Source organism: Jannaschia marina, assembly GCF_013404595.1.
GTDB lineage: Bacteria > Pseudomonadota > Alphaproteobacteria > Rhodobacterales > Rhodobacteraceae > Jannaschia > Jannaschia marina.
Genome location: NZ_JABVAX010000001.1, coordinates 604,418 through 627,938, shown reverse-complemented (window position 1 = coordinate 627,938; position 23,521 = coordinate 604,418). Strand labels below are relative to the sequence as shown.

Annotated in this window: 24 protein-coding genes and 1 other RNA gene; 16 read left to right on the top strand and 9 right to left on the bottom strand. The window is 67.8% G+C overall.

The features are described 5' to 3' along the window. Nucleotides 1-2: 2 nt before the first annotated feature. Complete coding sequence (locus HSX43_RS03240) at nt 3-1,193, top strand: NAD(P)/FAD-dependent oxidoreductase (RefSeq protein WP_179378639.1); 1,191 nt, start codon at nt 3-5, stop codon at nt 1,191-1,193. A 6-nt stretch (nt 1,194-1,199) separates the two neighbouring features. On the opposite strand, the gene hemF is transcribed toward HSX43_RS03240, so the two are convergent. Beyond that, a complete protein-coding gene (gene hemF / locus HSX43_RS03235) occupies nt 1,200-2,105 on the bottom strand; it encodes an oxygen-dependent coproporphyrinogen oxidase (protein WP_179378638.1) in 906 nt (301 codons plus the stop codon). Between the two features lie 258 nt (nt 2,106-2,363). Between hemF and HSX43_RS03230 the strand changes: the two genes are divergently transcribed. Beyond that, a complete protein-coding gene (locus HSX43_RS03230) occupies nt 2,364-3,626 on the top strand; it encodes a D-alanyl-D-alanine carboxypeptidase family protein (RefSeq protein ID WP_179378637.1) in 1,263 nt (420 codons plus the stop codon). A 15-nt stretch (nt 3,627-3,641) separates the two neighbouring features. Here HSX43_RS03230 and HSX43_RS03225 read toward each other — a convergent pair whose 3' ends face one another. The 5 genes from HSX43_RS03225 to HSX43_RS03205 all read right to left on the bottom strand — a co-directional run bounded on the left by HSX43_RS03225 (nt 3,642) and on the right by HSX43_RS03205 (nt 10,013). Then, nucleotides 3,642-5,249, bottom strand: coding sequence for an ABC transporter ATP-binding protein (locus HSX43_RS03225; RefSeq protein ID WP_179378636.1), 1,608 nt, complete (start codon nt 5,247-5,249; stop codon nt 3,642-3,644). Beyond that, nucleotides 5,246-6,358: an ABC transporter permease gene (locus HSX43_RS03220; protein ID WP_179378635.1), complete on the bottom strand. Its 1,113-nt coding sequence runs from the start codon at nt 6,356-6,358 to the stop codon at nt 5,246-5,248. The genes HSX43_RS03225 and HSX43_RS03220 overlap by 4 nt, the downstream gene beginning before the upstream one ends. Next, entirely contained in the window at nt 6,355-7,440 is a 1,086-nt protein-coding gene (locus tag HSX43_RS03215; RefSeq protein ID WP_179378634.1) for a microcin C ABC transporter permease YejB, read from the bottom strand. Before HSX43_RS03215 ends, HSX43_RS03220 begins: the two co-directional genes overlap by 4 nt. Before the next feature lie 3 nt (nt 7,441-7,443). Beyond that, on the bottom strand, nt 7,444-9,288 hold the full coding sequence (locus HSX43_RS03210; RefSeq protein WP_179378633.1) for an extracellular solute-binding protein: 1,845 nt from the start codon (nt 9,286-9,288) through the stop codon (nt 7,444-7,446). A gap of 200 nt (nt 9,289-9,488) precedes the next feature. Next, nucleotides 9,489-10,013 (bottom strand): c-type cytochrome, encoded by a 525-nt coding sequence (locus HSX43_RS03205; protein WP_179378632.1) that lies wholly within the window; start codon nt 10,011-10,013, stop codon nt 9,489-9,491. 127 nt (nt 10,014-10,140) lie between these two features. On the opposite strand from HSX43_RS03205, the gene HSX43_RS03200 reads away from it, so the two are divergent. Beyond that, nucleotides 10,141-10,986: a prephenate dehydratase gene (locus tag HSX43_RS03200; RefSeq protein WP_179378631.1), complete on the top strand. Its 846-nt coding sequence runs from the start codon at nt 10,141-10,143 to the stop codon at nt 10,984-10,986. Nucleotides 10,987-11,172: 186 nt separating this feature from the next. Here HSX43_RS03200 and HSX43_RS03195 read toward each other — a convergent pair whose 3' ends face one another. Further along, on the bottom strand, nt 11,173-11,631 hold the full coding sequence (locus HSX43_RS03195; RefSeq protein ID WP_179378630.1) for an SRPBCC family protein: 459 nt from the start codon (nt 11,629-11,631) through the stop codon (nt 11,173-11,175). A gap of 48 nt (nt 11,632-11,679) precedes the next feature. Beyond that, complete coding sequence (gene nudC, locus HSX43_RS03190) at nt 11,680-12,621, bottom strand: NAD(+) diphosphatase (RefSeq protein WP_179378629.1); 942 nt, start codon at nt 12,619-12,621, stop codon at nt 11,680-11,682. A gap of 200 nt (nt 12,622-12,821) precedes the next feature. Here nudC and HSX43_RS03185 point away from each other — a divergent pair, with 200 nt between their 5' ends. The 10 genes from HSX43_RS03185 to HSX43_RS03140 all read left to right on the top strand — a co-directional run bounded on the left by HSX43_RS03185 (nt 12,822) and on the right by HSX43_RS03140 (nt 20,837). Beyond that, a complete protein-coding gene (locus HSX43_RS03185; protein ID WP_208454444.1) occupies nt 12,822-13,826 on the top strand; it encodes an ABC transporter substrate-binding protein in 1,005 nt (334 codons plus the stop codon). Nucleotides 13,827-13,913: 87 nt separating this feature from the next. After that, a complete protein-coding gene (locus HSX43_RS03180; protein ID WP_179378627.1) occupies nt 13,914-14,696 on the top strand; it encodes an ABC transporter ATP-binding protein in 783 nt (260 codons plus the stop codon). Continuing rightward, the gene (locus tag HSX43_RS03175; RefSeq protein WP_179378626.1) at nt 14,693-15,457 is read left to right on the top strand and encodes an ABC transporter permease; all 765 of its coding nucleotides are present in this window, start codon (nt 14,693-14,695) and stop codon (nt 15,455-15,457) included. Before HSX43_RS03180 ends, HSX43_RS03175 begins: the two co-directional genes overlap by 4 nt. 61 nt (nt 15,458-15,518) lie before the next feature. Next, nucleotides 15,519-15,617: signal recognition particle sRNA small type (ffs, locus tag HSX43_RS03170), an RNA gene on the top strand. 56 nt (nt 15,618-15,673) lie between these two features. After that, nucleotides 15,674-16,042, top strand: a complete 369-nt coding sequence (locus HSX43_RS03165) for a YidH family protein (RefSeq protein WP_179378625.1) — start codon at nt 15,674-15,676, stop codon at nt 16,040-16,042. A gap of 13 nt (nt 16,043-16,055) precedes the next feature. Then, nucleotides 16,056-17,795 carry a DNA polymerase III subunit gamma/tau gene (locus HSX43_RS03160; RefSeq protein WP_268884015.1) on the top strand — a complete coding sequence of 580 codons (1,740 nt, stop codon included), beginning with the start codon at nt 16,056-16,058 and terminating at the stop codon, nt 17,793-17,795. Nucleotides 17,796-17,868: 73 nt separating this feature from the next. Then, the gene (gene dps, locus HSX43_RS03155; protein ID WP_179378623.1) at nt 17,869-18,348 is read left to right on the top strand and encodes a DNA starvation/stationary phase protection protein Dps; all 480 of its coding nucleotides are present in this window, start codon (nt 17,869-17,871) and stop codon (nt 18,346-18,348) included. A gap of 125 nt (nt 18,349-18,473) precedes the next feature. Then, nucleotides 18,474-18,818 carry a YbaB/EbfC family nucleoid-associated protein gene (locus HSX43_RS03150; protein WP_179378622.1) on the top strand — a complete coding sequence of 115 codons (345 nt, stop codon included), beginning with the start codon at nt 18,474-18,476 and terminating at the stop codon, nt 18,816-18,818. Next, nucleotides 18,819-19,415 carry a recombination mediator RecR gene (gene recR, locus HSX43_RS03145; RefSeq protein ID WP_179378621.1) on the top strand — a complete coding sequence of 199 codons (597 nt, stop codon included), beginning with the start codon at nt 18,819-18,821 and terminating at the stop codon, nt 19,413-19,415. A gap of 87 nt (nt 19,416-19,502) precedes the next feature. Continuing rightward, the gene (locus HSX43_RS03140; RefSeq protein ID WP_179378620.1) at nt 19,503-20,837 is read left to right on the top strand and encodes an EAL domain-containing protein; all 1,335 of its coding nucleotides are present in this window, start codon (nt 19,503-19,505) and stop codon (nt 20,835-20,837) included. On the opposite strand, the gene HSX43_RS03135 is transcribed toward HSX43_RS03140, so the two are convergent. Further along, complete coding sequence (locus HSX43_RS03135; RefSeq protein WP_179378619.1) at nt 20,834-21,466, bottom strand: ribonuclease T2 family protein; 633 nt, start codon at nt 21,464-21,466, stop codon at nt 20,834-20,836. The genes HSX43_RS03140 and HSX43_RS03135 overlap by 4 nt on opposite strands. A 128-nt stretch (nt 21,467-21,594) precedes the next feature. On the opposite strand from HSX43_RS03135, the gene HSX43_RS03130 reads away from it, so the two are divergent. From HSX43_RS03130 to HSX43_RS03120, 3 genes are all read left to right on the top strand, one after another. Next, a complete protein-coding gene (locus HSX43_RS03130; RefSeq protein WP_179378618.1) occupies nt 21,595-22,356 on the top strand; it encodes a DUF1013 domain-containing protein in 762 nt (253 codons plus the stop codon). A gap of 110 nt (nt 22,357-22,466) precedes the next feature. Continuing rightward, nucleotides 22,467-22,739 carry a hypothetical protein gene (locus HSX43_RS03125; protein ID WP_179378617.1) on the top strand — a complete coding sequence of 91 codons (273 nt, stop codon included), beginning with the start codon at nt 22,467-22,469 and terminating at the stop codon, nt 22,737-22,739. A 5-nt stretch (nt 22,740-22,744) separates the two neighbouring features. Next, nucleotides 22,745-23,515: a hypothetical protein gene (locus HSX43_RS03120; RefSeq protein WP_179378616.1), complete on the top strand. Its 771-nt coding sequence runs from the start codon at nt 22,745-22,747 to the stop codon at nt 23,513-23,515. Nucleotides 23,516-23,521 lie beyond the last annotated feature (6 nt).

Genomic DNA, 23,521 nt, shown 5'->3' with positions numbered 1-23,521 from the left:
ACATGGAGACCTTCGACGTCATCGTGATCGGCGGCGGGATGATGGGCGCACCCTGCGCGCGTCATCTGGCGGAGGCCGGTCACAGCGTCGCCCTCGTCGCCCCGCCCGAGCCGCCGGTGAAGACCGAGTGGCAGGGCCCCTTCGGCAGCCACTACGACGCGGCGCGCATCACCCGGCGGGTAGCGGCGGATGCGGATTGGTCCCTGCTCAGCACACGCTCCATCGCGCGCTACCGGGACCTGGAGGCGCGCGCGGGGCGGTCGATCTTCCACGAGACCGGCGCGTTGATGGCCGGCCCCGAGGAGGGGCCGATGGCGACGTTCACCGCTTCCTTCCGAGCCGTCGCGCGCGATCTTTCGCCGCAGCCGGTCGAACTCGGAGCCTGCGAGACCTGGGAGGACCTGGGCCTTGCCCTGCCTAGCGAGTCGGTGGCGACCTACGAGGCCGACCTCGCCGGCTGGATGGACCCGCGCGCCATGCGCGACGCGCAGATCGCGCTGGCGGGACAGGCCGGAGCGACGCGCTTCGCGCAGGCTGCCGAAACACGGACCGGCGGGCGCGTCACGCTGACCGACGGCACGACGATCGAGGCGGCGCAGGTCGTCGTCGCGACGGGCCCCCATGCGGCAATGGGCGGCCTGCTGCCGCGTGTGCCGCGGATGAAGGTTTGGGCGCGGACGATCGCCTTTGCGCGGCTCTCGGAGGAGACGGGTGCCGCGCTCGCCGACATGCCCTCGGTTATCTTCGTGCCCGAGGGATGGAACCACGATCTCTACGTGCTGCCGCCGGTGCGCTACCCGGACGGGCATCTCTATCTCAAGATCGGCGGACAGGTGGACAGCCCGCGCATCACCTCGCCCGCCGAGATGCGCGCGTGGTTCCACGGGACGGGCGACGCGGACGTGGGCGCTCGGCTCCTGCGGGAGCTTGCGAACCTCCTGCCGGGCACGTCCTTCGAGGCCACCCATACCGAGCCCTGCGCCGTCGTCTGGACGGACACCGGCTTTCCCTACATCGAGCGGATCGACGCCACATGCACCGCGCTCATCGGCGGCAATGGCGCGGCGGCGAAGTGCGGGGACGAGCTGGGACGGCTCGGGGCGATCGTGGCGACGGGCGGCGCGCTCGACGGCGAAGGCTACGCACAGGACTTCGGTGGCGTCTGGCAGGACGCGGCGACGGCGGCGGAATAGCCCGGCTCAGTACCACTTGGCCTCGGGCGGAAGCGACATCAGCACCGCATTCGCGTCGTGCCCCGACTCCAGCCCGAACTTGGTGCCCCGATCGTAGACGAGGTTGTATTCGGCGTAGAGGCCGCGATGCCGAAGCTGCGCCTCCTTGTCCTCCTCGCTCCAGTCCTGCGTCCGCCGGTTCTCCACGAGCGGGACGAAGGCCGGCAGGAATTGCGCGCCCACGGCGCGGGTAAAGGCGAAGTCGGCCTCCCAGTCGCCGGTGTTGAGATCGTCGTAGAAGATGCCGCCAACGCCCCGCGCACGCCCCCGATGGGGTACGAAGAAGTACTCGTCGGCCCAGGCCTTGAGCTTGTCGTAGCGGTTTTCGCCTTCGAGCGGGCCGTGCGCATCGCAGGCGGCTTTCATCTGGCCGTGGAAGTGCGCGGTGTCCGCGTCATATTCGAGGCAGGGGTTCAGGTCGGCCCCGCCACCGAACCACCAGGCATGGGGCGTCCAGAACATGCGGGTGTTCATGTGGACGGCCGGCACATGCGGGTTGCGCATGTGGGCGACGAGGCTGATGCCGCTGGCCCAGAAGCGCGGGTCCTCGGCCATGCCGGGCACGCCGCGCGCGGCCATGGCCGTCTGCGCTCGCGCGCCGAGCTCTCCGTGGACTTCGGACCAGTTGACGCCGACCTTTTCGAAGACGCGCCCGCCGCGCATCACCGACATCAGGCCGCCGCCCGCATCCGACCCGTCCTCCGCGTTGCGGCGCGTCGGCGTGACCTCGAAGCGGCCGGGGGCGAGGTCGGCGAAGGGGCCCGGCGCGCCGGTATCCTCCAGCCCCTCGAAAGCGGCGACGATCCGGTCGCGCAACTCCCGGAACCAGCCCGCCGCCTGCGCCTTGCGCGCCTCCGCCACCGTGTCAGCCATGCAAAGCAACCTTTTCGTAGATCGGCATTTCAGCGAAAACCCGCAGGTCGCGCCATATTCTCGCCATGATAGGCCCCGCGGATAGTGGCGACCAGAGCCAAACCCCACCAGATCTCGCGCCGCAGCCGGCCAATCTGGGTTTTTTCAAGGCACGCCTCGGGACTGTGGATTCGAGCGGCGAAATCGGGTTAATCTGGAACAAATCACAGGGTCACCGGCGCAAGATCGGGGCCGAGGCAGCAGAGCAGTCTGGTGGACATGACACGGATCCGAATGGCCCTTCTGGGGCTTATGACCCTATGCGCGGTGACACTGGCCGCGATGCCCCGGGCCGAGGCGGCCCCCTATGCGGAAATGGTGATCGACGCACGCACCGGCGAGGTCATTCGCTCGCGCAACGCCGACACCCGGCTGCATCCCGCCTCGCTCACGAAGATGATGACGCTTTACATCGCGTTCGAGGCGGTGCGGCAGGGCGAGATCACGCTCGACACGCAGGTCCGGGTGAGCCGCAAGGCGGCGAACGAGATCCCCTCGAAGCTGGGTCTGCGCGCGGGGCAGCGGATCGCGCTGCGTTATCTCATCCGGGCGGCGGCGGTGAAATCGGCGAACGATGCCGCCACGGCGATCGCCGAGGCCATCTCCGGCTCGGAAAGCGCCTTCGCGGAACGGATGACCCGCACCGCCCGCGCCCTCGGCATGCCGAACACGACATTTCGCAACGCCCACGGCCTCACGCAGTCGGGCCACCTGAGCACGGCGCGCGACATGACGACCCTCGGGCGGCGGCTCTTCTACGATTATCCGCAGTATTACAACCTCTTCTCCCGGCGGACGACGGATGCCGGCGTGACCCGCGTGCGCAATACGAACCGTCGCCTGCTCGACGCCTACGAGGGGGCCGACGGCATCAAGACGGGCTATACCAACGCGGCCGGCTTCAACCTCGTGTCCTCGGCCGAGCGCGGCGGCGTGCGCGTCATCGCGACGGTCTTCGGGGGGCGTTCCACCGCCACGCGCAACGCCCGGATCGCTGAGCTCCTCGATCTCGGCTTCGCCAATGCGCCGCGCCACGTGACCGAGCGGCGGCCGAGCCTGCCGGTCTATGGCGGCCCGACCACGACCGGGCCGACCGCGCCCGCCGTCTCCATGCGGCCCGTGATGCGCGGCACCCATGGCGGTCTTGCCGTCTATGCCTCGGCCACCACGCCGACGGTGCAGCCCGAACCGCGCCCCGAGACGGTCGCCGCGACCCGGGTCGTCGTCACCCGTGCCTCGACCGCCGGCCAGAACTACGGCATCGCGCTCCGCCCCCAGGGGTCGCGGTCGGCGGCGGACAAGCTGCTGCTGCGGACGGCCCTGCAGGAGCTCGACACGCTCGACACGGCGCTGCGCCGGGTCGACCGCGTCCGCGGCGGCTTCGCGCCGAGTTTCGTGGGCCTGTCGCAGCGCAACGCGCAGCGCGCCTGCACGCGGCTGCGCGCCCGTGACGTGGAATGCGACGTGATGCTGGGCGGCTGACCGCCCTGCCTCGCCTCAGACGGCGGCGGCGCTGTCCGACTTGAGATCGAAGGCGGCGGTCATCAGGGCGCGGGTATAGGGGTCGCGCGGCGCATCGAAGACCTGCGCGGCATCGCCCGATTCGATGACGTCGCCCCGTTTCATCACCAGAACCTTGTGGCTGAGCGCGCGCACGACCTTCAGGTCGTGGGAGATGAAGAGATAGGCGAGTCCGTACCGCTTCTGCAGATCGCGCAGAAGCTCCACGATCTGCACCTGCACCGTCTGGTCGAGGGCCGAGGTGGGCTCGTCGAGCACGACGAGCTTCGGCCGCAGGATCATGGCGCGGGCGATGGCGATGCGCTGGCGCTGGCCGCCCGAGAACTCGTGCGGGTAGCGGTCCATCGTCGCGGGGTCGATGCCCGTCTCGGCCAGGATGTCGGACACCTGCTGCCGGTGGGGGCGGTCGTCGCCGGTGTCATGGAGCTTCAGCCCCTCGGCGACGATCTCGGCCACGGTCATGCGGGGCGAGAGACTTCCGTAGGGATCCTGGAACACGATCTGCATGTCCTGACGCAGGGGGCGCAGGGCCTTCGACTGCAGCCCGTCGATGCGACGCCCTTCGAGCGTGATCGGTCCTTCGGAGGAGATGAGCCGCATGATGGCGAGCGCGAGCGTCGTCTTGCCCGACCCGGATTCGCCCACGATGCCCACCGTCTCGCCGGATCGCACGGCAAGCGAGGCGTCGTTGACGGCCTTCACGTAGCCGGTCGTCCGTTTCAGGAGGCCGCTCGTGATCGGGAACCAGATCTTGAGATGTTCGGTCGCCGCGATCTCGGGCGCGGTCTCGGGCACCGGGTCGGGTGCCCCGCTCGGCTCGGCGGCGAGGAGCGTGCGGGTATAGGGGTGTTTCGGCGCGTCGAAGATCTCGGCCACCGGGCCGGTCTCGACGATCTCGCCCTTCTGCATCACGCAGACCCGGTCGGCGAAGCGGCGCACGATGCCGAGGTCATGGGTGATGAAGAGCATCGACATGCCCTCGCGCGCCTTGAGTTCGGCCAGAAGCTCCAGGATCTGGGCCTGGATGGTGACGTCGAGTGCGGTCGTCGGTTCGTCCGCGATCAGCAGGTCCGGGCCATTGGCGAGCGCCATGGCGATCATCACGCGTTGCCGCTGTCCTCCCGAAAGCTGGTGCGGGTAGGCCGTGAGCCGGCTTTCCGCGTCCTGGATGCCGACCTTGTCGAGCAGGTCAAGGATCCGCGTGCGCACGTCCCCGCCGCGCAGGCCCTGGTGCAGCTCGATCGACTCGGCGAGTTGCTTCTCGATCGTGTGCAGCGGGTTGAGCGAGGTCATCGGCTCCTGGAAGATGAAGCTGATGTCGTTGCCGCGCACCCGGCGCAACTCACCCTCGTCGGCTCCGACCATCTCCTTGCCGTCATAGGTGATCGACCCGCTGACCTCGGCGGAGTCGGGCAAGAGGGCGACCGTCGAGAGCGCACTGACCGATTTGCCCGAACCGGATTCGCCCACGAGCGCGACCGTCTCGCCCTTCTCGACGCTGAAGCTCACGCCCTTCACGGCAAGCGTCTCCGCCCCGTCCTGACGGAAGGCGATCTTGAGGTCGCGGACGTCGAGGAGGCTCATGAGAACGTCTTTCGCGGGTCGAAGGCATCGCGGATGCCCTCGAAGATGAATACCAAGAGCGACAGCATGATCGCGAAGGTGAAGAAGGCCGTGAAGCCGAGCCAGGGGGCCTGCAGGTTCTGCTTGGCCTGAAGCGTCAGCTCACCGAGCGACGGCGAGGACGACGGCAGGCCGAAGCCCAGGAAGTCGAGCGAGGCGAGGCCGCCGATGGCCCCCGTCACGAGGAAGGGCAGGAAGGTGAGCGTGGCGACCATGGCGTTCGGCAGGACGTGGCGGAACATGACCGTCCGGTCGGAGACGCCGAGCGCCTTGGCCGCGCGCACGTATTCGAAGTTGCGCGCCCGCAGGAACTCGGCACGCACGACGCCAACGAGGCCGATCCAGCCGAAGAGGACCGTGAGGCCGACGAGGAGCCAGAAACTGACCGGGATGATCGCGACCACGATGATGATGACGTAGAGTTGCGGCGTCGACGCCCAGATCTCGACGATGCGCTGCAGGATGAGGTCGGTCCAGCCGCCGAAGTAGCCCTGCACCGCGCCCGCCGCGATCCCGAGGATGGACGACAGCGCCGTCACGATGAGCGCGAAGGCGACCGAGAGGCGGAAGCCGTAGATCACCCGCGCCAGCACGTCGCGCGCGGTGTCGTCAGTGCCGAGCCAGTGCTGCGACGAAGGCGGGTGCGGCGCGGCCCCCGGATAGTCGGAATTGGTGTTATAGCTGTAGGGGATCAGCGGCCAGAGCAGCCAGCCCGCCTCGGCGGGCTCTCCGAGGGCCGTACCGGCGGTTTGCACTTCCTCGATGATGCCTTCGGGATCGTCGAGGCAGGGGTCTTCGAGCCCGCCCGAGACGATCAGGCATTGCACCTCCACCTCGCGGTATGTGGCCTCGGTCTGGAAGAAGCCGCCGAAGTCCTCCTCCGAATAGAAGGAGACGAGCGGCGAACGCCACTCGCCCCGATAGCTCACGAGGAGCGGCTTGTCGTTGGCCAGCACCTCGGCGAAGAGCGACAGCCCGAAGAGAACCGCGAAGATCCACAGCGACCATACGGCGCGTCGGTTGCGCTTGAAGTTGCGCCAGCGGCGGGCGTTCAGGGGGCTGAGCTTCATGTCTCGCGGCTCTCGAAGTCGATGCGCGGATCGACGAGAATGTAGGTGAGGTCGGTCACGAGGTTCATCACGAGCCCGAGGAGCGAGAAGGCGAAGAGCGTCCCGAAGACGACCGGATAGTCGCGCTCCACCACCGCCTGCAGGCCGAGCCGCCCGAGCCCGTCGAGCGAGAAGATCGTCTCGATGATGAGCGAGGCCCCGAAGAAGACGCCGACGAAGGCCGCCGGGAAGCCCGCGATCACGATCAGCATCGCGTTGCGGAAGACGTGACCGTAGAGAACGCGCCGTTCGGTCAGGCCCTTGGCCTTGGCCGTTATGACGTATTGCTTGCGGACCTCGTCGAGGAAGGAGTTCTTCGTCAGGAGCGTCAGCCCCGCAAAGGACGAGATGGTGATCGCCAGCACCGGCAGCGTCAGGTGCCAGAAGTAGTCGAGCACCTTGCCGATGGCCGAGAGCTGATCGAAGTCGGTCGAGGTGAGGCCCCTGAGCGGGAAGATCTTGTAGTAGGAGCCCCCGGCGAAGAGGACGAGGAGCAGGATCGCGAAGAGAAACGCCGGGATGGCGTAGGCCACGATCACGACGCCCGAGGTCCAGCTGTCGAAGAATGTCCCGTCGCGCACGGCCTTTCGGATCCCGAGCGGGATCGAGATGAGATAGGCCAGAAGCGTCGACCAGAGGCCGAGCGAGAGCGAGACCGGCAGCTTCTCCAGCACCAGATCGACGACCGAGATCGAGCGGAAGTAGCTCTCGCCGAAGTCGAAGCGGACGTAGTCCCACATCATGTTGAGGAAGCGTTCGAGCGGCGGCTTGTCGAAGCCGAACTGGCGCTCCAGTTCCTCGATGAACTCGGGCGGAAGGCCCCGCGCCCCGAGATAGCCGCTGTCGTTGTCGAACTGTTCCGACCCCGCTCCGTCGCCGCCGCCGGCGATGTTTGCGAAAGCATCGCCCTCGCCCTGCAGCTGCGCGAGCACCTGCTCGACCGGTCCGCCCGGGACGAACTGGATCAGGGTGAAGTTGATGACCATGATCCCGAGCAGCGTCGGGATGATGAGCAGCAGTCGTCTGAGAATATAGGCGCCCAAGGCTCAGAACGCTCCGGCCGCCTTGAGGGCATCGTAGGCGTCCTGATCGGCCCACCAGAAATCGAGGTTGCCCAGCGCATAGGGCGGCAACGGATCCGGGTAGCGCAGGTAGTCGTAGTAGGCGACCGTATGGGCGGGCTTGAACCATTGCGGCACCCAGAAGTGCTGCGCCCGCAGGCCACGGTCGAGCGCGCTCACGGCGGCGGCGAGCTCCTCTTCGCTGTCCGCGGCCTCGACCACTTTGATGAGCGCGTCGATCCCCGGATCCGCGAGCCCCATCAGGTTGCGCGCGCTCTCGTTGGCGGTACCCGAGCCGAAGTACTGCCGCAGGTCGGAGCCGGGCACATAGGCCATCGGCATCTGGTGGGTGACGACGTCGAAATCGTAGGACCGCTCGCGCTCCTGCATCTGTGCGTTGTCGACGCGGCTCAAGCGGGCATCGACGCCAAGGCGGCGCAGGTTCTCGACGTAGGGGTTGATGACGCGGTCGAAGGTCTGGCTGTCGTTGAGGAACTCGACCGAGAGCGTCCGGCCGTCCTTGCGGCGCATCCCGTCTCCGCCGACAACCCAGCCGGCCTCATCGAGGAGGGCCGAGGCCGCACGCAGGTTGCGCCGGTCGAGCTGCCGCGGGCCGGACGCGGGCGGCGTGGCGGCCTCCTCCGTCAGGATCGCGGGATCGAGGTCGCCGGCATCGACCACCGCCTGCAGGATCTCGCGCTCGCGTCCCTCGGGGACGCCAGCGGCCTTGAACTCGGTGTTTTCCCAGAAGCTCTCGATCCGGTCGTAGATGCCGTAGAACAGCGTCTCGTTCGACCACTCGAAATTGAACATCATTCCGATCGCCTGTCGGACGCGCGGGTCGGAGAACTTGTCGCGCCGCAGGTTGAAGATGAAGCTCTGCGAGGTGGCGATGGTACCGTCCGGCAGCTCTGCCTTCACGACCGAGCCGTCCTGCACCGCCGGGAAGTCGTAGCCCGTCGCCCAGGATTTGGACGACGCTTCGTTGCGGAAGGTGTAGTTGCCGCCGCGAAAGCCCTGAAACGCGGAGTCGTAGTCGGCGTAGTATTCGATCTCGATGCGGTCGAAGTTGTTGCGGCCGACCATCATCGGATGATCCCACCCCCAGTAGTCTTCGCGCCGACGGTAGGTGACGGACCGGCCGACATCCATCGTGTCGAGGATATACGGCCCGCTGCCGATCAGCGGCTCGAGCGTCGATTGCTCGAAGTCGATCCCGCGCGTCTCGAAATCGACCTTCGAGAAAATCGGCAGACTGCCCACCGTCGCCGGCAGATCCCGGTGCGGCACATCTGGTTTGAAGACGAAACGCACGGTCTGCGGGTCGAGCGCCTCGGCGCTCTCCACCTGCGTCTGGAACACGGCACGGAACGACGGCAGGCCCTTGTCGCGGAAGGTCTCGTAGCTGAAGACCACGTCCTCCGCCGTCAGTTGCTCGCCGGAGGAGAAGAAGACGTCATCGCGCAGCGTGAAGGTCACTTCGCTGCGGTCCTCCGGGTAGTCCATCGTCGTGCAGATGAAACAATACGAGGTGCCGATCTCGTCCGACGTCGCGGCGAGCAGGCTCTCGTAGGGCGCGTTCGAGAGCGCGGCCGGCCGGCCCTTCGGCGTATAGGGGTTCATCGAGTCGAAGGCACCGAACGTCCAGACGCTGATCTCGCCGCCGCGGGGCGCATCTGGGTTCACGTAGTCGAGGTGCGCGAAGCCGGGCTGATACTTCGGCTCGCCACCGGGGAAGGTGGTAACGGCGTGATCGGGGGTTGTGTCCTGCGCGGCCGCGGGCGCGGTGACGGCGACAAGAGCGGCGACGAACAACGTCTTATGATACATGTATGACCCTCCGAAACTTATTCAACAGGTAACGAGGCGGAGGCCGCGGATTCAAGGGGTCGGACCACACTTGGCGGTGATCTAGGGCGTGATCGTGCCCGGAAAAGCGGACCCGATCGGCAAGGTCGCGCGGACCCGTCCTGCGGACGCGAAAAGGCCCGCCACGGGGCGGGCCTTCGATCCGGTCGAACGGATGCCGTTCACTGCGTCGCGAGGTAGGCGATCAGGTTCGCGCGGTCCTCGACGTCGTCCATGCCGCGATAGGCCATCTTTGTGCCGGGCGCGTAGCCCTTCGGGTCGAGCAGGAAGCCCGAGAGCTCTTCGGGCGTCCATGCGCCCTCCATCGATGCCAGCGCGTCGGAGTAGGCGTACCCCTCGGCCGCGCCGATATCGCGGTCGACGACGCCGGCGAGATATGGCCCCGTGCCGTTCGCGCCGGTCTCGAGCTTGTGGCAGGAGGCACATTGCCGCCAGAGGCTTTCGCCGTCCTCGGCCGACGCGTTCGTGTAGACCTCCTCGAAGGGGACCTCCTCGACGGCTTCCGCGTCCTCGCCGCCGGTCTCGGCCTCGGCCACCTCGATGGCGTAGCCCTGCGCATGCTCCTCGTCACCGTGACTTGCGGTGCCGACGTGATAGATGGCCTCGCCGGCCCAGGCTCCGAGCAGAAGCACGAGCAATGCGCCGCAGAAGGCGCCGCCGGCCTTTGTAATCGTCATCGTGTCCATGGGCTCACCCCTTGATCGTCAGTCGCGCATTCGGTTCGTTGCGCGCCATGTATGTGGTTTCGCATGTCTTCCGCAAGGGATAGAGGCTGCGACTATACGCATCAGCACGCCGCGCACGGGGGTCACAATGCCCAGCATAGCATTCCAGGGGGCCCTCGGGGCCTACAGTCACGAGGCCTGCGTCGAGGCGCGGCCCGACCATACGCCCCTGCCCTGCAGCACCTTCGAGGATTGCATCGCCGCGATGAAGGACGGGCGCGCCGACCTTGCCATGCTGCCCGTGGAAAACTCGACCTACGGCCGCGTGGCCGACATCCACCGGCTCCTGCCGCAGTCCGGGCTGCATATCGTGGGCGAGGCCTTCACCCGCGTCCGCATCGCGCTCATGGGCCTGCCGGGCGCGGCACTCGGGGACATTCGCAACGTGCGCGCCCATCTCGTACTGATCCCGCAGGCCCGGGCCTGGCTCGACGCGCAGGGAATCAGCGCCGAGTCCGCCGCCGACAGCGCCGGCGCGGCCGCAGAGCTCGCACTGACCTCCGACCGGACGCAGGGCGCGCTGGCCTCGGTGCTCGCGGCCGAGACCTACGGGCTCGACGTCCTTGCCCGCGACATCGAGACCGAGGGGCACAACACGACCCGCTTCGTCATCATGTCGCGCGCCCCCGATCACCCCGCGCCGGGCAACGGACCGGTCAAGACGACCTTCATCTTCCGGGTCCGCAACATTCCGGCGGCGCTCTACAAGGCGATGGGCGGCTTCGCGACGAACGGCGTCAACATGGTCAAGCTCGAGAGCTACATGGTCGACGGACAGTTCACCGCGACGCAATTCTACGCCGACATCGAGGGGCACCCCGAGGATCCGCCCGTGGCCCGCGCGCTCGAGGAGCTGGCCTATTTCTGCACCAAGCTCGATATCCTGGGCGTCTACCCGGCCGACCCCGACCACTTCGACGGCGGCTCCCGGTAGGGCCTCGGCACCGTCATGGTCGGGCTCGACCCGACCATCTCCCGGCCACTCATCTCCACCTCATAGAGGGAGATCGCCGGGTCAGGCCCGACGATGACGGCGACAGAAGGCTATCGGCAGAAACCGGCCGAGGTCTCTTCTGTCCAGCGACCGTCATGGTCGGGCTCGACCCGACCATCTCCTGACCTACCGGCCGGCCTCGCGCTCGATCTTGCTGGCAAAGGTCGAAATCCGGCCCTTGTAGCGCTTGGCCATCGAGCTGCGCGCCAGTTTCGCCGACTGCAGCATCAGCCGCGCGGCCAGACTGCGCGCCTTCGCCTCGGACGTGACCGTCAGCCGGGTGAGCTTCGGGCCCAGCGCCTGCAACTCCGCAGCGACCGTCACATGCATCCCGTCCGTTCCGCCTTCGGCCAGGAGATGCGTCGGCGCGTCGAGCGTTCGGGCGGTGACGCGGAGCGCGCGCTTCTTGCCCATGACCTCTGCCGTGCCCGTCCATTCGGTCCCCGCCGCCGGCGGCCCCGGCGGCACGCGCTGCAGGCCCGCGACACGCGGCTTCGCGCGGGCCTCGAAGCTTTCGAGATCGGAGACCCGCGCCCAGACGCTCTCGATCGGGGCGGCGATGTCCTCGGTGGCGACGAATTTCATGGCGAATGCACTCCTTCAAATCCCCTGCTCTGTAGCGCCGTCACCGGTCTACGCCAAGCGGTCGGCGAGCCAGCTCTGCAGGAGGAAATGCGCGATCGCCCCGCGCCGCGCCGGCAGGATGCGGGGATGGGTGCCGGCGAAGACCTCGGCAAGCTCCTCCCGGTCGAGCCAGAGAGCCTCGGCGATTTCCTCGGGATCGATCTCGATCGCCTCGCTCACCGCCGTGCCGTGGGCCCCGAGCATCAGGCTGCCGGGGAAGGGCCAGGGCTGGCTCGAGAGATAGCTCACGGCCCCGACGCGCACGCCCGTCTCCTCCCAGACCTCGCGGCGCACCGCGGCCTCCATCGTCTCTCCCGGCTCCATGAAGCCGGCAAGGCAGCTGAAGAACCCCTCGGGCCAGCCGGGCGAGCGGCCGAGCAGCACCTTGTTGCCGCGCGTGACGAGCATGATGACCACCGGATCGGTACGGGGAAACTGCATTCGCCCGCAGCCCGCGCAGCCACGCATCCAGCCGGCCTTTCCCACCTGCGTCTGCGCACCGCAATTCGGACAGAAGCCATGGGTCCGGTGCCATTCGAGCATCCCCCGTGCCGTTGCGGCAAGTTCGGCGTCGCGCGGGGAGAGATGCGTCATCATCCGCCGCAATTCGCAGAAGGCCGCGCCGTTCGGCAGGTCGGGATGGGTCTGCTCGCTTTCGTCGCGAAACGCCCCGAGTTCGTCCGAGAGGCCCTCGACCGCCAACGTCGAGACGTCGCGCGCGAAGATCGCCGCGCCGTCGACCCGCCCGAGAAGCACGGGCGTCCCGTGATCCGCCAGCGCGTGCCCCTCCATCAGCGCGAGCCCGTCGCGCGCCGCGCCGATGAGCGGCTTTCCCCGCCAGAGCGGCAACGTACGCGCGGGCAGCGCGGCCAGTTCCCCGGGGTGGCGGCGCAGATCCTCGGCCCGGTCGAGTCCGCCCCCTCCGAACGTGACGGCTTCGGCATCTCTCATGGGGCGCTCCGCTTCTGCATCGGTCGGGGATAGGCGGCGCGGCGCGGGACGCAAAGCCCCCTGCCGAAAAAATACGCAACCCGTTACCGAATCGCTTGAAAGACAGGCAGCAGCCCGCGCAGTCTGCACGCCGGGGTCGCCGCCTCTGGCCCTCGGGGGCCGGGGCAACACACTCGGGCGACCAAACGGGGAGAATGGATATGTTGACGAAATTCGGCGGTCTCGCGGCCGCGATGCTTCTGGCCGTGCCGGCCTGGGCCGAGACGGAGGTTCCCTTCGCGCTCGACTGGAAATTCGAGGGGCCGTCGGCGGCCTACTTCGCCGCCATCGACAACGGTCACTTCGCGGCCGAGGACCTTGCGGTCGAGGTCAGCGCGGGACAGGGCTCGCTCGACGCGATCCCGAAGGTCGCCACCGGGGCCTTCCCGCTTGGCTTCGCCGACATCAACTCGCTGATGCGCTTCCTCGACCAGAACCCGGGCGCGCCGGTCACCGCCGTGATGATGGTCTACGACAAGCCGCCCTTCGCCGTGGTCGGCCGGGTGTCTCAGGGTGTCTCGGCACCCGGCGACCTCGAGGGCAAGGTGCTGGGCGCGCCGCCGCCGGACGGGGCCTGGGCGCAGTTCCCGATCTTCGCCGAGACCGCCGGCATCGACGCGGGCGCGGTCACGGTGGAGCCCGTCGGCTTTCCGACGCGCGAGCCGATGCTGGCCGAGGGCGAGGTCGACGCGGTGACGGGTTTCAGCTTCTCGTCCTACCTCAACCTCGTGCGCCTCGGCGTGCCGGAGGATGACATCTCGACGATCCTGATGGCCGACCACGGGGTCGAGCTCTATGGCAACGCGATCATCGTCAACACCGACTTCGCCGCCGAGAACCCCGAGGTCGTCAAGGGCTTCCTGCGCGCCGTGGCAAAGGGCTGGAAGGACGTCATCGCCGATCCGGCCATGGGCGCGCAGGCCGTCATCGACCGCAACCCGGCGGGCGACGTGGAGCTCGAAGAGCGCCGTCTGCAACTGGCGATCGACGCGAACGTTCTGACCGACTACGTGGCCGAGAACGGCATGGGCGACATCGACGCCGACCGCATGGCAACCGCGATCGAGCAGACGAAGCTCGTCTACGAGTTCCAGACCGAGCCGGACGCGAGCCTCTACTTCGATCCGCAGTACCTGCCCGACGCGGCGGACCGGATGCTGCGCTGACACGACGTCCCCGGGCCTTGCCCGGGGATTTCACAAACGGAAGATCCTCGGGCCCGGCCCGAGGATGACCGCCGCGGAAGGCCACCCATGTCGCTGCCCATCGCCCTCGAACATGTGACCCACGCCTATGCGACGGCGGCCGGGCCGCTGCCGGTGCTCGACGATCTGAGCCTCGAAATGCCCGAGGGCAGCTTCACCGCCGTCGTCGGCCCCTCGGGCTGCGGCAAGTCCACGCTGACGCGGCTCGTCGCCGGCCTGATGAAGCCCGATCGGGGTGTCGTCCGGCTGGGCGGCAAGCCGGTCACCGGGCCGCGCAAGACCGTCGGCATGGCCTTTCAGAATCCGGTCCTGCTCGAATGGCGGACCATCCTGCAGAACGTGATGCTCCCGCTCGAGATCGTCGGCAGCGGGCTCAGCAAGACCCAGCAGCAGGACCGCGCGCGCGAGCTTCTGGCGCTCGTCGGGCTCGAGGGTTTCGAAGACAAGAAGCCGTCGGAACTCTCCGGCGGAATGCGCCAGCGCGCGTCGCTCTGCCGCTCGATCGTGCACCGCCCCGAGGTCCTGATCCTCGACGAACCCTTCGGCGCGCTCGATGCCTTCACGCGCGAGGATCTGTGGCAGACGATGCACGATCTGCGCGCGCAGGAGAAATTCACCTGCGTCCTCATCACCCACGACCTGCGCGAGTCGGTGTTCCTGTCGGATCGCACGGTCGTCTTCTCGGCACGCCCCGCACGGGCACAGCGCACGGTAGAGATCGACCTCGGACCGGACCGGACCCTCGAGGACCTCTACGCGCCGCGGGCGGTGGAGCTGCTGGCCGAGCTGCGGCGCGAGATCCAGATCGCGCAGGGACGGGAGGCGGCATGAACACCCTGCGCAAGATCGCCGTGCCGACCGCGGCCATCGTGGCCTTCCTGCTGGCGTGGGAGCTTCTGGTCTGGGCGAACGGCTGGCCGAACTACAAGATGGCCTCGCCGTCGGACCTCGGCCCGGCCTTCGTGAAGTACAAGTGGCTCTTCCTCGAATACGGCTGGCAGACGCTCTGGCGCACGATCGCGGGGCTCCTGCTCGCCGTCGTCTTCGGTGTCTTCCTCGGCATGGTCATGGGGTTCAGCCGCATCGCCCGCGAGGCGCTCTATCCGCTGCTCGTGGGCTTCAACGCGATCCCCAAGGCGACCGTCGTGCCGGTGATCGCCCTTCTTTTTATCGGGCAGCATGACCTGAACACGATTCTGATCGCCTTCATGATCTCCTTCTTCCCGATCGCGGTTTCCGTCTCCATCGGGTTGTCGACGCTGGAGCCCGAGTACCGCGACATCCTGCGCTCCCTGGGGGCGTCGAACTTCACCATCTTCCGCAAGATCGCCCTGCCGAAGACCCTGCCGGAATTCTTCGGCGCGCTGAAGGTCGCAGTGACGCTCGCCTTCATCGGCACGAACCTCATGGAGATCGTGGAGCCGCATGGCCGCGGGCTGGGCCACCTCTTCGATTCGGGCAAGATCAACGCGGACTATCCCCTGATGTTCGCGGTGCTGATCGCGCTGGCGGTGCTCGGGATCGCGCTTTTCTACGTAGTCGTCTTCCTCGAGCGCATCTTCGCGGGCTGGGCCGAGCGCACGCCGGGCTGAGCCTCGGCAACTCCGTTCGAACGGAGTTGCGTTCCGCGGGTGCCCTGCCTATGTGAGACATCGAGAGGCTGGCGCGGGCAAGCGCCTTGCCAACCTGGTCAGGTCCGGAAGGAAGCAGCCACAGCGAGTCCCGTTTGGGTCGTCGTCCAGTCTCTCACCTTTCTCTCATGTTTGCCGAACATCGCCTTGCGGACGCAGGGCCCTAGATCGCCCGCCATGGCAGACGAGTCCAAGAACAACCTTGCCGAAGACCGGACCGACTGGGCCGAAGATCGCACGGTGCTCGCCAACGAGCGGACCTTCGCGGGCTGGATGCGCACGGGCATGGCGGCGATCGCCATCGCCGTGGGCCTTCGGGCCGTCTTCAACGCGGCGGAGCCGACCTGGATCCCGAAGGCGGTGGCGACCGTCTTCATCCTGGCCGCGATCGTGATCTTCTGGTCGGCGCGGCGGAACGCGAAGCGCGCCTGCGAGCGGCTTGACACGCACAAGGCCGAGACGCAGTCGACCTCCGTCTTCACCTTCCTGGCGATCGTCTTCTCCCTCGGAGCCGTAACCGTCGGCGTCGTCCTCTGGACGCTCTAGCCACCGCGCCGCGATGGGCCTAGGTTGGCGCTCCGAGAAGGGGGCGCAGATGACGACGGAATATCAGGTTCTCGCACGCAAGTACCGGCCCGCGACCTTTGCTGACCTGATCGGCCAGGACGCCATGGTGCGCACCCTCAAGAACGCCTTCGCCGCCGACCGCATCGCGCAGGCCTTCATCCTCACGGGCATCCGCGGCACGGGCAAGACGACCACCGCCCGGATCGTCGCCAAGGGCCTGAACTGCGTCGGCCCGGACGGCACGGGTGGTCCTACGACCGAACCCTGCGGCGAATGCGAGCCCTGCCGGGCCATCGCCGAGGGCCGTCATGTCGACGTGCTCGAAATGGACGCGGCGTCGAACACCGGTGTCGGCGACGTGCGCGAGATCATCGACAGCGTGCACTACCGGGCAGCCTCGGCGCGCTACAAGATCTACATCATCGACGAGGTCCACATGCTCTCGACGAGCGCGTTCAACGCGCTCCTCAAGACGCTGGAGGAGCCGCCGGCCCACGTGAAGTTCATCTTCGCCACGACCGAGATCCGTAAGGTGCCCGTCACCGTCCTGAGCCGGTGCCAGAGGTTCGACCTGCGCCGGATCGAGCCCGAGGTGATGATCGACCACCTGCGCGGCGTGGCCGGCAAGGAAGGAGCCGAGATCGCGGACGACGCGCTCGCCCTCATCGCGCGGGCGGCGGAGGGTTCGGTGCGGGACGCGATGTCGCTTCTGGATCAGGCGATCAGCCATGGCGCGGGCGAGACGACCGCCGATCAGGTGCGCGCCATGCTGGGCCTCGCCGACCGAGGCCGGGTGATGGACCTCTTCGATCTCATCATGAAGGGCGAGGCGGCGGCCGCGCTGGAGGAACTGGGCGCGCAATACAGCGACGGGGCCGATCCGATGGCCGTGCTGCGCGATCTGGCCGAATTGACCCATTGGGTCAGCGTGATCCAGATCACGCCCGACGCCGCCGAAGACCCGACCGTCAGCCCCGACGAACGCGCCCGCGGGCAGGCCTTCGCCACCGGGCTGCAGATGCGCAGCCTGACGCGGATGTGGCAGATGCTCCTGAAGGCGCTGGAGGAGGTCGGCAACGCGCCGAACGCGATGATGGCCGCCGAGATGGCGGTGATCCGGCTGACGCATGTGGCGGACCTGCCCTCCCCGGACGATCTGGTGCGCAAGCTGCGCGATGCGCCGATGCCCCAGGGCGCGACCCCTGCCCCGCGACCCGCGCCGTCCGGCGGTGGCAGTGGTCCGGTGGCGCGAGGCTCGGCCTCCCCGGCGCTGGCGCAGGACAGCGCGCAGGCGCTCGCGCGGTTCCAGACCTTTCCGCAGGTCGTGGACCTGATCCGCGCGAACCGGGACGTGAAACTGCTGGTGGAGGTCGAGGGCGGCGTGCGCCTCGCCAGCTACAGCCCCGGCCGGATCGAGTTCGAACCCGCCCCGAACGCCGCCCCCGACCTTGCCGCGCGCCTTGCCGGGCGGCTACAGGGCTGGACCGGTGTGCGATGGGTCGTCTCGCTCGTGTCCGAGGGTGGCGCGCCAACCATCACCGAGGTCCGCGACAGCGCGCTGCGACAGGCGGAGACCGATGCGATGGCGCATCCCATGACGCAGGCGATCCTGCAGGCCTTCCCGGGGGCCGAACTCGTGGAGATCCGCACGCGCGACGTTCTCGAACAGGAAGCGGCGGAGGAGGGTCTCGCCGAGGTCGAGGACGAATGGGACCCCTTCGACGAGGACTAGTGCCCTCTTCGATGAAACCGAATCGCGGGCTCGTCCGTTCCCCGTGTGAACATTCACACAACCGGAGGCCGTCATGCCCGAGAGCTTCGTCACAGGACTGAACCCGCAAACCCAGGAGCAGATGTGCGAGGTGCTCAACGAGCGTCTGGTCGTCGGCATCGACCTGCGCCTCGCGGTCAAGCAGGCGCACTGGAACCTGCGCGGCAAGGGCTTCATCGGCGTCCACGAACTGCTGGACGAGGTGTCGGCCCGGCTTGGCGAAGGCACCGACATGATGGCCGAGCGGGTCGCGCTGATGGGCGGGTTCGCGCGGGGCACGACCCAGGAAGTCGCCGCCAACACCAATCTGAAGCCCTATCCCGTGGAGCTGACCGCACTGGAGGAGCACGTCGCCGAACTGGTCTCGCGTTTCAAGGACTACGGTGCGATGATCCGCAAGGGCATGGAGGCCGCCGACGAGGCGGGCGACGAGGATACCGCCGACCTGCTGACCGAGGTGAGCCGCATGGTCGAGAAGGACACCTGGTTCATCGGCTCGAACGCCGCGGCCTGAGGTAAGCAAACGATCGCACGAAGGGCCGCCCCGTCCGGGGCGGCCTTTTTGCTGCGTCCTGCGCAGTTGCGGCAGGGGCCGCAGACCACTAGGTCAAGGGCGATAAGCGAGCGAAAGGAAGACCGATGTTCAAGGGACTGGGCGGCCTCGGCGACATGGCCGGCATGATGAAGAAGGCGCAGGAAATGCAGTCCAGGATGGGAGAGATGCAGGAGAACCTCGCTTCCATCAAGGTCACCGGCGAAGCGGGGGCCGGCCTTGTGAAGGCGACCGCAACGGCGAAGGGCGAGCTTGTCGGCCTCGAAATCGACCCGTCGATCTTCGTGCCCTCAGAAAAGGAGATGGCGGAAGACCTGATCCTTGCCGCGATCAAGGACGCGCAGGCGCGCGCGGCCGAGCGCTCGCAGGCGGAAATGGGCAGGATCGCCGAGGAGATGGGTCTGCCGCCGGGCATGAAACTGCCGTTCTGAGTGGACGCCACCCGCGACATCGAGGAGCTGATCGCGTTGATGGCGCGGCTGCCGGGGCTCGGGCCCCGGTCTGCCCGTCGTGCCGTGCTGCATCTTCTGAAGAAGCGCGACGGGCAGCTGCTGCCGCTCGCGCAGCTTCTCGACCGGGTGGGCCGCAGCGTGCGCGCCTGCCTGAACTGCGGAAACCTCTCGACCGGCAACATCTGTGCCCTCTGCGACAGTCCGAAGCGGGCGACGGGCGTGATCTGCGTGGTCGAGGACGTGGCCGACCTCTGGGCGATGGAACGCGCACAGGTCTTCGACGGGCGCTACCACGTTCTCGGCGGAACGCTCTCGCCCCTCGATGACATCGGACCGGACGATCTGCACATCCCGAAGCTGCGTGACCGGATCGCCGCGGAAGACGTGGCCGAGGTCATTCTGGCCCTCAATGCCACGGTCGAGGGCCAGACCACGGCGCATTACGTCGCCAGCGAGCTTGCGCCCACGGGCGTCCGCGTCAGCAGCCTCGCCCAGGGCGTCCCGATCGGTGGCGAACTCGACTATCTCGACGACGGGACGCTGCGTGCGGCGCTGACCGCCCGTAAATCCTTCTGACCGGCACCCACGCCTCTGTTGTCTCGGCCGGGACTTGGGCTAAATGTCGCCGACGACTTTATCGCACCGGTACGGGACCGCGTTCGTTTGGACCTGACAGACTTTCTGTTTCTCTGCCTCGGAGCATTGCTCGGCGGGGCATTATTAACCGTTTTCCGCAAGGTTCGGGCAAATGGTGCGTCCGCGGTCGCGTCCGAGCCGCAGGCGGGACCTCCCGCCGACGATTGCCTTCCGGGCGCGGGCTGTATCGGCCTTCTCGATATCGAGGGGCTCAGCGGACTGAACGCCCGCGAAGGAGTGGATGCCGGCGATCGGCTGATCCACGGGATCGCGGACGTTCTGACCCGCGCGGCTCCGTCCGAAGCCCGGGTCCGACCGCTCGATCGCGGGCGCTTCCTGATCTGGCTGCCATCGGAAACGCTCGAGGACTGCGGCGGAACGATCGAGGAGTTGCGGAGCCTCGCCTCCTCCACCGTCGTCAGCGGCCGCGACATCTCGCTCTGCCGCCCCCTGTCGGCCGGCGTCGTGCGTCTCTCCCCCGGGGAGCGGACGGGCCACGCGTTGCTGCGCGCCTCGGAAGCGCTCGAGGCGGCGAAGCGCGCGGGCGGGCGGCGCACCGAAATCGGCGGCGACGCCCTGCCCGGCGACCCGGTTCCGAAACCGACCGAGGTCGTCGCGGCGATCGACGAGCGCGCGATCGAGTACCATGTGCAGCCCATCTGCCGCCTGAGCGACGGCGTGCCCGTCGGCATCGAAGCGCTTCTGCGCTGGACGAGGGCCGACGGGGAGATCCTCGGCCCGAACCGCTTCATCGACACGCTCGCACGGCTGCCCGAAAGCGAGATCGCGCCGCTGTCTGACATGGCGTTCAACGCCGCCGAGCGTTTCGTGACGGCCGATCCGGCGCTCTATTTCAGCGTCAACGTGACCGGATCCATCCTGGACGGTAGCGCGCCGGCGGCCTACCGCTGGCTCGATGCCCTGCTTGAGCGTTTGCCCCCCGAGCATCTGGTCCTCGAAGTGGTGGAGACCGCACTTATCGTCGATCCGTCCGAGACCACCGCGCAACTGGAACGGCTCCGCGCCCGAGGCGTGCGGATCGCGCTCGACGACTTCGGGACCGGCCTGTCGAACCTCGACCGCCTGCGTCGCTACCCGGTCGACATCGTCAAGATGGACCGCGTCTTCGTTGCCGGTCTTGGCCGAGGTGGACGGGAGGAAGCGATCTTCGCGAGCCTCGTCGCGCTGATGGCGGGGCTCGACATCGACCTCATCGCCGAAGGGATCGAGACGGAGGCCCAGCTTCGGGTCCTACGCGACCTCGGCGTTCCCTACGGGCAGGGTTTCCACCTCGGGCGTCCCGCGGCCCCGTCGGACTGGCGCGACAGGCTGCGCGCAAGCCCCGCCCCGGCCGAGGCCTAGCGCATCGGCGACAGAAGCGCGTTGGTCTGCGTGCAATCCCGGACCACATCTGTGCCGCAGCGGCGCGGCTCCAACTCCCGCGTCAGGCAGATGCGCACCTCCTGGATCCGGCTCGACCGGCAGGTCACCGTCACGCCGTCCGCGCCGAGATCCGGGTTCGCCTCAAGGAACGCGGCCTCGACCACATGGGCCGGCAAGGTGACCTCGCGGCCGAGTTCACGGATGACGCCCGGGCGGGCGACGCGTTCATAGGCGAGGCGCGACAGATCGAAATAGTCCCGCGCGTCGAGGCCCGTGCAGACGCCATGCTTGCGCCACTGGTGAAAGGCGAGGCCCGACGAACCCATGATGTCGACCATCGCGCCGGTCTGGCCCCGCGTCGCCGGACGCTCGGAGGTGCGGCAATAGCTCGGCCAACCGGTTTCGTACTGGGGCCAGAGCCCATGCAGCGTGAACCCGTAGCCCCGGCCCGCGTCGCATTGGGGTGACTCGCGATCGTCGCCCTCGAGCGCGCACCAAGTCGGCGTCCAACTGAGCGCGAGGACGTAATAGTCGAAGTCGCCGGCCGCCTCTCCCTCGGCGAAGACGGGCGCGGCAAAGAGCGAGAGGGCGGCGAAGAGGCGTCTCATCTAGGGTCTTCCGTATCGTGGCGACCCGGCCTATATAGCGCGTCAAGTTCCCTGAAAGCGAGAACAGGCGGCCCGGCCGCAGCCCCGATCCGGGCGACGAGGAAGTCATGTCTTGAAGGAGACACGCGATGAACAAACCCATCATGGCCAAGGCCACCGCCGTCTGGCTGGTCGACAACACCACGCTCAGCTTCAAGCAGATCGGCGACTTCTGCGAACTGCACGAGCTGGAGGTCCAGGGGATCGCCGACGGCGACGTTGCGGTCGGCGTGAAGGGTTTCGACCCGATCGCGAACAACCAGCTGACGGCCGAGGAGATCGAGAAGGCCGAGAAGGACCCGCTCCATAAGCTGAAGCTGAAATACAACGCCGCCGCCCAGGGCGAGGAGAAGCGCCGAGGTCCGCGTTATACGCCGCTTTCGAAGCGTCAGGACCGTCCGGCCTCGATCCTCTGGCTGGTGAAGTTCCATCCCGAGCTGACCGACGCGCAGATCTCCAAGCTGATCGGCACGACCAAACCGACGATCCAGTCGATCCGCGAGCGCACGCACTGGAACATCCAGAACATCCAGCCGATCGACCCGGTCGCGCTCGGGCTCTGCAAGCAGACCGAACTCGACGCAGCAGTGCAGAAGGCCGCCGCCAAGGCCGCCGCCGCCGGCAACGTGATGAGCGACGACGAGCGGCGCAAGCTCGTCTCGACCGAACAGAGCCTCGGGGCGGATCCGGACGAGCCCAAGATCCCGTCCAACATCTCAGGCCTCGAGACGTTCAGCCTCTCGGGCAACGATGCCGAGGAGGACGAGGAGGAAAAGGACGGCGACCTGCGCGACGCAGAGAGCTATTTCAACCTGCCCGAGGACAGCGAAGAAGACGACGACAACCGCTGAGAGGCGTTGTCGGGAGAGCAAACGGGCCGCCCTCCGGGGCGGCCTTTTCGTTGCGGCGAATCGGGGGATCGGGAAGACTTTCCGGATCTTTTCGCAGAACGGATTTTCCAGTGCCCCAGATTTCAGTCGACCTCGATCTCGAACAAGACATTCTCGACGCGATAGACCATCTTGTCCCGACGCCCTTCCCCGACCGCGATACCGCCGTGGAAGTCCTTTTGAGCTATGCACTCCGGGAAGCCGCGGGCGGGGCCAAGAAGAGCGACGGTGACGACACTCCGACCGCCCCCGACCACGTCGCGGGCCCGGGGGGCGGCTATGTGCCGAGCATGGACGTCCGGGGGGCCCTCGACGACGCCATCGCGTCCCTGAAGCGGGAGTAGGGCACATGTCCGATCCCTACGCGGCCGCGCGCAAGCACGAGCGTGGCGTTCTCGAATATTACATCGCGGGGCTGACGGCGATCGGCGGCGCGTTCTTCGCCGGTCTCTCCTTTGCGCTTCTGCCCGACCTGAGCGGCCCTTTCCTCTGGGCGGCCATTGCCTGTGCCGTGGCGGCGGCCGCCGCGCTTCTCTTCGGGCTCTGGACGGTCGTCGACGTCCTGCGGGGTCATCCCTTCGACCCGACGGCGCTGGCCGATCCGGCGTTCAAGGAGAAGGTGACGCCCTTCGAGCCGATCCTCCTGCCTCCCGACATCACGTCGCTCTCGGGCATCGACGACAGGATCGAAGCCCTCGTCGCCAAGCGTCCGCAGACCGAAGGGATCGTCGCCGACATCGACCGGCTGACGCAGGCCAAGGTCGCCTACTACGGCTTTGCCGAGTTGATCGCGCTTCGGGACCGGGTGGAACCGGCGAAGCGCAGGCTCCTCGTCGTCTTCGGCATCGTCTTCGCACTGGCCGCCGCAGCGACCGTCCTCCACGGTATCGGCAAGGAGGACCCCGACAGAAGAGTGCCGGTCACCCTCAGCCTCACCGGCGGCTGGGCCGGCTACGTCTCCGCGCTCTCGGCGGCCTGTCCGATGCCCTACCCCGATGCCCTGACAGCCACGGGCAAACAGAACAGTCCGATGCAGGGATGGTGGACGGTCACATTGACCGGCGCGCCCTGCGAGGGCGTCACGGTCAGCCTGCCGGCGCGCATGGTGCTGACGCCCTAGGCGGGC

What these genes read in the sequence shown, in the direction of transcription:
- HSX43_RS03240 (WP_179378639.1), top strand. Translation starts at nt 3, where the DNA reads ATGGAGACCTTCGACGTCATCGTGATCGGCGGCGGGATGATGGGCGCA.
- hemF (WP_179378638.1), bottom strand. Translation starts at nt 2,105, where the DNA reads ATGGCTGACACGGTGGCGGAGGCGCGCAAGGCGCAGGCGGCGGGCTGG.
- HSX43_RS03230 (WP_179378637.1), top strand. Translation starts at nt 2,364, where the DNA reads ATGACACGGATCCGAATGGCCCTTCTGGGGCTTATGACCCTATGCGCG.
- HSX43_RS03225 (WP_179378636.1), bottom strand. Translation starts at nt 5,249, where the DNA reads ATGAGCCTCCTCGACGTCCGCGACCTCAAGATCGCCTTCCGTCAGGAC.
- HSX43_RS03220 (WP_179378635.1), bottom strand. Translation starts at nt 6,358, where the DNA reads ATGAAGCTCAGCCCCCTGAACGCCCGCCGCTGGCGCAACTTCAAGCGC.
- HSX43_RS03210 (WP_179378633.1), bottom strand. Translation starts at nt 9,288, where the DNA reads ATGTATCATAAGACGTTGTTCGTCGCCGCTCTTGTCGCCGTCACCGCG.
- HSX43_RS03205 (WP_179378632.1), bottom strand. Translation starts at nt 10,013, where the DNA reads ATGGACACGATGACGATTACAAAGGCCGGCGGCGCCTTCTGCGGCGCA.
- HSX43_RS03200 (WP_179378631.1), top strand. Translation starts at nt 10,141, where the DNA reads ATGCCCAGCATAGCATTCCAGGGGGCCCTCGGGGCCTACAGTCACGAG.
- HSX43_RS03195 (WP_179378630.1), bottom strand. Translation starts at nt 11,631, where the DNA reads ATGAAATTCGTCGCCACCGAGGACATCGCCGCCCCGATCGAGAGCGTC.
- nudC (WP_179378629.1), bottom strand. Translation starts at nt 12,621, where the DNA reads ATGAGAGATGCCGAAGCCGTCACGTTCGGAGGGGGCGGACTCGACCGG.
- HSX43_RS03185 (WP_208454444.1), top strand. Translation starts at nt 12,822, where the DNA reads ATGTTGACGAAATTCGGCGGTCTCGCGGCCGCGATGCTTCTGGCCGTG.
- HSX43_RS03180 (WP_179378627.1), top strand. Translation starts at nt 13,914, where the DNA reads ATGTCGCTGCCCATCGCCCTCGAACATGTGACCCACGCCTATGCGACG.
- HSX43_RS03175 (WP_179378626.1), top strand. Translation starts at nt 14,693, where the DNA reads ATGAACACCCTGCGCAAGATCGCCGTGCCGACCGCGGCCATCGTGGCC.
- HSX43_RS03165 (WP_179378625.1), top strand. Translation starts at nt 15,674, where the DNA reads ATGGCAGACGAGTCCAAGAACAACCTTGCCGAAGACCGGACCGACTGG.
- HSX43_RS03160 (WP_268884015.1), top strand. Translation starts at nt 16,056, where the DNA reads ATGGGCCTAGGTTGGCGCTCCGAGAAGGGGGCGCAGATGACGACGGAA.
- dps (WP_179378623.1), top strand. Translation starts at nt 17,869, where the DNA reads ATGCCCGAGAGCTTCGTCACAGGACTGAACCCGCAAACCCAGGAGCAG.
- HSX43_RS03150 (WP_179378622.1), top strand. Translation starts at nt 18,474, where the DNA reads ATGTTCAAGGGACTGGGCGGCCTCGGCGACATGGCCGGCATGATGAAG.
- HSX43_RS03135 (WP_179378619.1), bottom strand. Translation starts at nt 21,466, where the DNA reads ATGAGACGCCTCTTCGCCGCCCTCTCGCTCTTTGCCGCGCCCGTCTTC.
- HSX43_RS03130 (WP_179378618.1), top strand. Translation starts at nt 21,595, where the DNA reads ATGAACAAACCCATCATGGCCAAGGCCACCGCCGTCTGGCTGGTCGAC.
- HSX43_RS03120 (WP_179378616.1), top strand. Translation starts at nt 22,745, where the DNA reads ATGTCCGATCCCTACGCGGCCGCGCGCAAGCACGAGCGTGGCGTTCTC.